Origin of the sequence: Mesorhizobium sp. M7A.F.Ca.CA.004.12.1.1, assembly GCF_003997835.1 — a bacterium.
Taxonomy (GTDB): Bacteria; Pseudomonadota; Alphaproteobacteria; order Rhizobiales; family Rhizobiaceae; genus Mesorhizobium.
Genome location: NZ_RZRK01000345.1, coordinates 1 through 6,217, shown reverse-complemented (window position 1 = coordinate 6,217; position 6,217 = coordinate 1). Strand labels below are relative to the sequence as shown.

Here is a 6,217-nt window from a genome sequence, read left to right as displayed (position 1 = left end):
TCCTTGGCCTGGCCAGCAGCATTCTGCCCGGCAGTCGATGAGCGGCGGCGAGGCTTGGGCGGCGCCGCGATGTCGGCGGACGTGTCGTCAGTGGCTGCCGGCTGGTCGAAGAGGCTGCCGGTCGCGATGGCATCGCCGGTATCCGTATCGTCAGGCACAGCACCGGCGCTGGCCGGCAGATAGGTGCGGGCCGGCGCATTGTCCTGCGCGGCATTGGCCGGCTGTTGACCCTGCGCTGCCAGGGCCAGCTGTCTCGCCTTGCGCTGCTGGTCGGACAGGATCGCCGATTCCGAAACCTCGCCGCGCAGTTCGGTTTCCTGGGCATGGAGCGCAGTCGGGCGCAGCAAGGCAAACATGCTGGTTGCCAGCAGCAAGGCGCAGACCGCCTTGCCCTTTCGTCCTGTCGAATTTTCTGGCTGGGCCCCGGACATCGCCACCACTGCTTGCGCGGCGCACGCGCGCCATACTTACCGAACCGTAAATGGGGATGGTTAACGGAGGGTTGAGGCGGCGGCCCGTCAACCAGCTGAAGCGCTGATTTCCAAAGGGATCCATACCGCGTGCGTCAAGCTTTTGGTTTTGGCGCCTGCCGTCGTCAAAACCACCGCGCACGTTCGGGCAACATGCCTTGGGCCATTTCTGTTGGACAGCGCGCCGGCAAAGCGCTAATCGCATCAGCCATGCATGCGGGATCCCTGGATAAGAAGCCTTCGGACAGGCAAGCCTCGATCGCTTCGGCGCTGAGGACGGTGGCGACAGAACAGGCTGGGGTTGCAGCCCTTGCCGAGGCCTTGGAGAACGGATTGGCCGCGCCTTTCGCGCAGGCGGTCGAGATGATCTCCGGGATTGAAGGCCGGCTCATCGTCACCGGTGTCGGCAAAAGCGGCCATATCGGTTCGAAGATCGCGGCGACGCTGGCCTCGACCGGCACGCCGGCTTTCTTTGTCCATCCCGCAGAAGCCAACCACGGCGATCTCGGGATGATCGCCAGAGACGACGCCATCATCGCCATGTCGTGGTCGGGCGAAAGCAAGGAACTGATGGGCATCGTCGCCTATTCCAGGCGCTTTTCCATTCCGCTGATCGCCATCACCGCCGGAGAGACATCGGCGCTGGCGCGGGCTGCCGACGTGGTGCTGCTTTTGCCGCGCGCGCCTGAAGCCTGCCCGCACGGCCTGGCGCCAACGACATCAACGCTGCTGCAACTGGTGATGGGCGACGCGCTGGCGATCGCGCTGCTCGAAGCACGCGGCTTCACGCCGGATCATTTCCGCACCTTTCACCCGGGCGGCCAGCTCGGCGCCAACCTGACGCAGATCCGCGAGATCATGCATGTCGGCGACAGGCTGCCGCTGGTGGTTGCGGGCACCGGCATGCATGACGCGATCCTGGAACTGTCGCGCAAGGGATTTGGCTGCGTCGCGATCACCGACGCAGACGGTGCGCTGGTCGGCATCATCACCGATGGCGACATCCGCCGGCACATCGGCAGCAACCTGCTGGCGATGACGGTGGATCAGGTGATGACAAAAGGCCCGAAGACCGCGACGCCGGACACGCTGGTGGCAACGGCGCTGCAGACGATCAACAACTCAGCCATCACCAGCCTGATGGTGGTGGAGGGCCGGAAACCAGTCGGCCTCATCCACCTGCACGACCTGCTGCGTATCGGCGCCGCCTAAGGTGTGCTGATCTTAAGGTGATGCCGGCCTGCAAACGACGGTTTCCTGCGCTTCCGGTGCTCACGTACCCAAAGTACGCTCCGCTCCGGTTCTCGGAACCCACCGTTTTCGACTCGGCCTGACCTGAATCTCAACACACCTTGTCCAAGCGGTGGGTTTCAAGAATTCAGACCGCCTCGACGGTCAGTTCCAGATCCGTATCGGCCGCACCCGTCACGCGCACTTGCGTGCCGGCCGGCAAATCCGGGCCGGAGACACGCCACAGCGTATCGCCCAGCTTGATGCGGCCGCGCCCGTCCCGGATCGGCTCGGCAAGTGTCGCCATCCTGCCGACCATTTGCGCGCCGCGCCGGTTGAGCAGCGGCTGGTCGGTCGGGTCGTTGCGGCTGCCGACCAGCTTCTTGCCGACATAGGCCGAGACCAGCGACAGCGCCAGGAAGGCGAGGACCTGGACCTGCCAGGTCCAGAAGCCGGCGTCCCAGACCAGCAGCGACACGGCGCCGATGATCAGCGCGGCGATGCCGATCCACAGCATGAAGATACCCGGTGCGATGACTTCCATCACCAGCAGGATGAAACCGAGTACCATCCAGTTCCACGGGCCGAGTTCGGAAACGATGCGGTCGATCATTGGTTTCGACCTCAGTTGTCGGTTGGGCGAACGACCGGCGGGCGCGCGGCCTGCCTCTGCGAGCCGGTCGTGCCTTCGCTGCGGAAGACTTCTTTGGCGATTTCGCCAATGCCGCCGAGCGAACCGATCAGCGACGATGCCTCGAAGGGCATCAGCACGATCTTGCTGTTGGTGGCCGTGCCGATCCTGCCAAGCGCTTCAGTGTATTTCAGCGCTACGAAGTAGTTCAGCGCCTGCACATCGCCTTTGGAGATCGCTTCCGACACCACCTGGGTGGCGCGGGCTTCCGCCTCGGCCGAACGTTCGCGCGCCTCGGCATCGCGGAAGGCGGCTTCCTTGCGGCCCTCGGCCTCGAGGATCTGCGACTGCTTGAGGCCTTCGGCGGCAAGGATCTGGGCACGCTTGTTGCGTTCCGCGGTCATCTGCCGGCCCATCGATTCGATAAGGTTGGCCGGCGGGTTGATGTCCTTCATTTCGACGCGGGTGATCTTGATGCCCCACGGGTGGGCTGCCTCATCGACGACACGCAGCAGGCGCTCGTTGATGGCGTCGCGGTTCGACAGGAGTTCATCGAGATCCATCGAACCCATGACGGTACGGATGTTGGTCATCGTCAGATTGAGGATGGCGTTCTGCAGGCCGGAAACCTGGTAGGCGGCCTGCGCCGCGTTGAGGATCTGGAAAAAGGCGATGCCGTCGACACCGACAATGGCGTTGTCGCGGGTGATGATTTCCTGGCTCGGAACGTCAAGCACCTGCTCCATCATGTTCATCTTGGCGCCGATACGGTCGATGAACGGGAAAATGAAATTGAGGCCTGGGCTCAGTGTCTTGGTGTAACGGCCAAAGCGCTCCACCGTATAATTGTAACCTTGCGGGATTGTCCTGATGCCTTTGATCAGCAGCACCAATACCAGAAGTGCAAGTGCACCAATCGCAATATCGAAACCACTGAAATCCATTTGGCTCTCCCTCAGACGAAGGCCGCACAAGCCATTCTCGCGCCGCCGACTTCACCAAAGACTTAAGTGTATTTCAGATGCGTTACAATCAGGTGATGATGGATTGTTTATAGGGTTGCACTCAGCGGTTGAAGGCAAACAATCTTGCATCCATGTCATCCAGCCCGTTGATCGAAGCCGGGACAATCTCGGAAGCGACCTGCGAGAAGGTGATGCCGTTGCCACCGTAGCCCATCACCGCATGGATGCGCGGGTGGCGGGGAATGGCGCCGATATAGGGCAGGCCGGTGGTCGTGGTGCCGAACGAGCCGGTCCAGGCAAAATCGGGTCTGGTGTCGAGATGCGGAACTATCAGGCCGAGCTTCTCGGCGATGCGTGTGCTCTTGTCGGCGATCAGCGCGTCGCGCCGCGCTTCGTCGATAAAATCCTCGTCCTCGCCGCCGCAAATGACCCGGCCGTCGACCGTCGTGCGCATATACAGATACGGCTCCGACGCTTCCCAGATGAACGCTGCGTCCGGCCAGAGCTTTCGCGGTTGCGGGCGTGTCGCAATCGCCCATGTCGAGATGATCCGGTGGGCGGTGGCCGGCACGATGTCGACAAGTTCGTAGCCGGTGGCCAGAACAACATGTCGTGCGGTTATGGTCGGGCCATCCCTGGTCGCGACGACAACAGCTTCGGCGCTGTCCTCGATCATTGTGGCTTCCACGGGGGCATAGAAGCGTGCCTTGCGCTCCAGGGATTTCAGCAGCAGCCCAGCCGTCAGCTTGCGTGGGTCGAGGGCGATATTGCCGTGGCCGAGAATGGCGCCTTCGCGGTCGATGCCGAATTTCTCGGCTAGCTGTTGTCGGGTTAAGCAGATGGCGCCGATGCCGGCTAGCCGACGTGCCTCGGCCTCGTCGCGCAGTTCCGGCGGACCAAGCATCGTGCCGGCCAGATAGAGTGACGGCATGCGGCTTAGGCCACAGTTGATGCCGAGTTCGGCAATGCGTCCGGCGAGATTGGAAACGGCGAGCCGCGAGCGTCGCCAGGCCTGCTGGGCCGAAGCTCTGCCGACCATCTTCGAGAGCGTGGAGAGTGGCTGGTCTATTTCGAATGCCACCAGTGCGGTGGTTGCGGCCGTCGAGCCCTTCAGCGGGCCGCGCCGGTCGATGCAGATCACCCGATGGCCATCGGCCGTCAGCGCCTCGGCCATCATGGCGCCGCTGATCCCCATGCCGACGACCAGCACATCCGTGTTGACGTCCCGGATCAGGCCGTCCGTCGGCACCGCAGGCGCGCGATAGGCCGACCAGACGGGCTGGCCAGTTCTGAGGTCGAGTTTGCGGGGCATCGCATTCTCCGGAGGCGCGCCTTAACGCCCCGGAGCTTGTGTTGTTCCGGGTTAGACCCAGCCGGACAGTTCGCGCCGCACCATCGCCTCGATCACCGCCATCCCTTCCGCGCTATCGTTGAGGCAAGGTATATGGGCGAAATTCTTGCCGCCGGCATGGTGGAAGGTTTCAGCCGCCTCGCGGCCGATCTCGTCCAGCGTCTCGATGCAGTCGACGGAAAAGCCGGGATTGACGATGGCGATCGACTTGACGCCGTCCCGCGCGAGTTTTTCCACCGTCTTGTCAGTATAGGGCTGCAGCCATTCCTGCGCGCCGAACCGCGACTGGAAGGTAATGATCAGTTTCCCGTCGTCCCAGCCGAGCCGTTCGCGCAACAGCCGCGTCGTCTTCTGGCAATGGCAATGATAGGGGTCGCCCTTCTCGAAATACGGTTTTGGAATGCCGTGATAGGAGGTGATGACCACCTCCGGCTCGAAGTCCAGTGTCGCCAGATGCCGTTCGATCGAGCGCGCTAGCGCCTCGATATAGACCGGCTCGTCATAGTAGGGCGGCACGCTGCGGACCGCCGGTGCGCGGCGCATCTTCATCAGCGCGCGAAACAGCTGATCATTAGCGGTTGCCGTGGTCGTCGCCGAATATTGCGGATAGAGCGGGAAGGTAAGGATGCGGTCGCAGCCCTGGTCGACCAGACTCTGGGCAATGCTGGCGGTTGAAGGGTTGCCATAGCGCATTGCCCAGTCGACGACGACATCAGGCAGGTCGCTCAGCGCTTCGGCCAGCTTTTCGGCCTGGGCGCGGGTATAGGTGCGCAGCGGCGACTCGTTCTTTTCCCGGTTCCAGATCCGGGCGTAGTTGGCGCCCGATTTCTTGGGCCGCGTGGTGAGCACAAGGCCATAGAGGATCGGATACCAGATCGCCTTGTTGAGCTCGATGACGCGCGGGTCGGACAGGAATTCACGGAGATAGCGCCACATCGGCTTGAAATCGGTGCCGTCGGGCGTACCCAGATTGACCAGCATGACGCCGATCTTGCCCGCCTTGACCGGCGGATGCCCAGCGGGCAACGGGCCGGGCGCCTTTGCGGCCTTGGGTTCGGCAGGGGTGGGAAGCGACATAAGGGTTCTCCGGAAGACGCGAACCTAACCATCTTGCGCGCGCATTCAATGCAGCGTCTGGCCGCACCTTAAAGCGGATTGTCTGAATGGATTCAGACGACCCGCTTTAAGCCTTTGTTTTTATGCGCGTCGTTCTCCCAAAACCGACGTCACTTTGGGGGCGACATGAATTAGCCGAAAACAGGACGCCCGTCCGGTTTTCGGACGGGCGGTGTCATTCAGGCATATAGCGGGGCTATTGCGGCGGGATGGTCAGCGTTGCGCCAACAGGAAGCCGGCGCGGCTCATAACCCTTGTTGGCGCCCGAAATGACCTTCCATTTGGCACCGTCGCCATAGGTCTTCTTGGCCAGATCCCAATAAGTGTCGCCGGCAACGATGACATGGCTGGCTTCGGCCGGCACGGCCTCCGCTGGCTTTGCCGGCTCGACGGCGGGAGCCGGTGCCGCCGGGGCGGGGGCTGCTTCAGCCGGTTTTGCCGCCTCTGCCGGTGG

6 protein-coding genes and 1 pseudogene are annotated in these 6,217 nt (G+C 62.8%); 1 reads left to right on the top strand and 6 read right to left on the bottom strand.

Features of this window, described 5'->3' with window-relative positions; translation table 11 throughout:
• Positions 1-431, bottom strand: a pseudogene (locus EN984_RS18780) (hypothetical protein); the annotation flags it as partial.
• Positions 432-680: 249 nt separating this feature from the next.
• Between EN984_RS18780 and EN984_RS18775 the strand changes: the two are divergent.
• Positions 681-1,682, top strand: a complete 1,002-nt coding sequence (locus tag EN984_RS18775; protein ID WP_127272680.1) for a KpsF/GutQ family sugar-phosphate isomerase — start codon at positions 681-683, stop codon at positions 1,680-1,682.
• A gap of 166 nt (positions 1,683-1,848) precedes the next feature.
• Here the strand turns inward: EN984_RS18775 and EN984_RS18770 are convergent, their stop codons facing one another.
• From EN984_RS18770 to EN984_RS18750, 5 genes are all read right to left on the bottom strand, one after another.
• Entirely contained in the window at positions 1,849-2,313 is a 465-nt protein-coding gene (locus EN984_RS18770) for an NfeD family protein (protein WP_127269754.1), read from the bottom strand.
• An 11-nt stretch (positions 2,314-2,324) separates the two neighbouring features.
• On the bottom strand, positions 2,325-3,275 hold the full coding sequence (locus EN984_RS18765) for an SPFH domain-containing protein (protein WP_127383875.1): 951 nt from the start codon (positions 3,273-3,275) through the stop codon (positions 2,325-2,327).
• A gap of 121 nt (positions 3,276-3,396) precedes the next feature.
• Positions 3,397-4,608 carry an FAD-binding oxidoreductase gene (locus tag EN984_RS18760; protein WP_127269752.1) on the bottom strand — a complete coding sequence of 404 codons (1,212 nt, stop codon included), beginning with the start codon at positions 4,606-4,608 and terminating at the stop codon, positions 3,397-3,399.
• A gap of 51 nt (positions 4,609-4,659) precedes the next feature.
• On the bottom strand, positions 4,660-5,724 hold the full coding sequence (gene hemH, locus EN984_RS18755; RefSeq protein WP_127269750.1) for a ferrochelatase: 1,065 nt from the start codon (positions 5,722-5,724) through the stop codon (positions 4,660-4,662).
• Positions 5,725-5,959: 235 nt separating this feature from the next.
• The coding region (locus EN984_RS18750) for a LysM peptidoglycan-binding domain-containing protein (RefSeq protein WP_127383874.1) at positions 5,960-6,217 on the bottom strand (258 nt) is incomplete at its 5' end.

What these genes read in the sequence shown, in the direction of transcription:
- EN984_RS18775 (WP_127272680.1), top strand. Translation starts at nt 681, where the DNA reads ATGCATGCGGGATCCCTGGATAAGAAGCCTTCGGACAGGCAAGCCTCG.
- EN984_RS18770 (WP_127269754.1), bottom strand. Translation starts at nt 2,313, where the DNA reads ATGATCGACCGCATCGTTTCCGAACTCGGCCCGTGGAACTGGATGGTA.
- EN984_RS18765 (WP_127383875.1), bottom strand. Translation starts at nt 3,275, where the DNA reads ATGGATTTCAGTGGTTTCGATATTGCGATTGGTGCACTTGCACTTCTG.
- EN984_RS18760 (WP_127269752.1), bottom strand. Translation starts at nt 4,608, where the DNA reads ATGCCCCGCAAACTCGACCTCAGAACTGGCCAGCCCGTCTGGTCGGCC.
- hemH (WP_127269750.1), bottom strand. Translation starts at nt 5,724, where the DNA reads ATGTCGCTTCCCACCCCTGCCGAACCCAAGGCCGCAAAGGCGCCCGGC.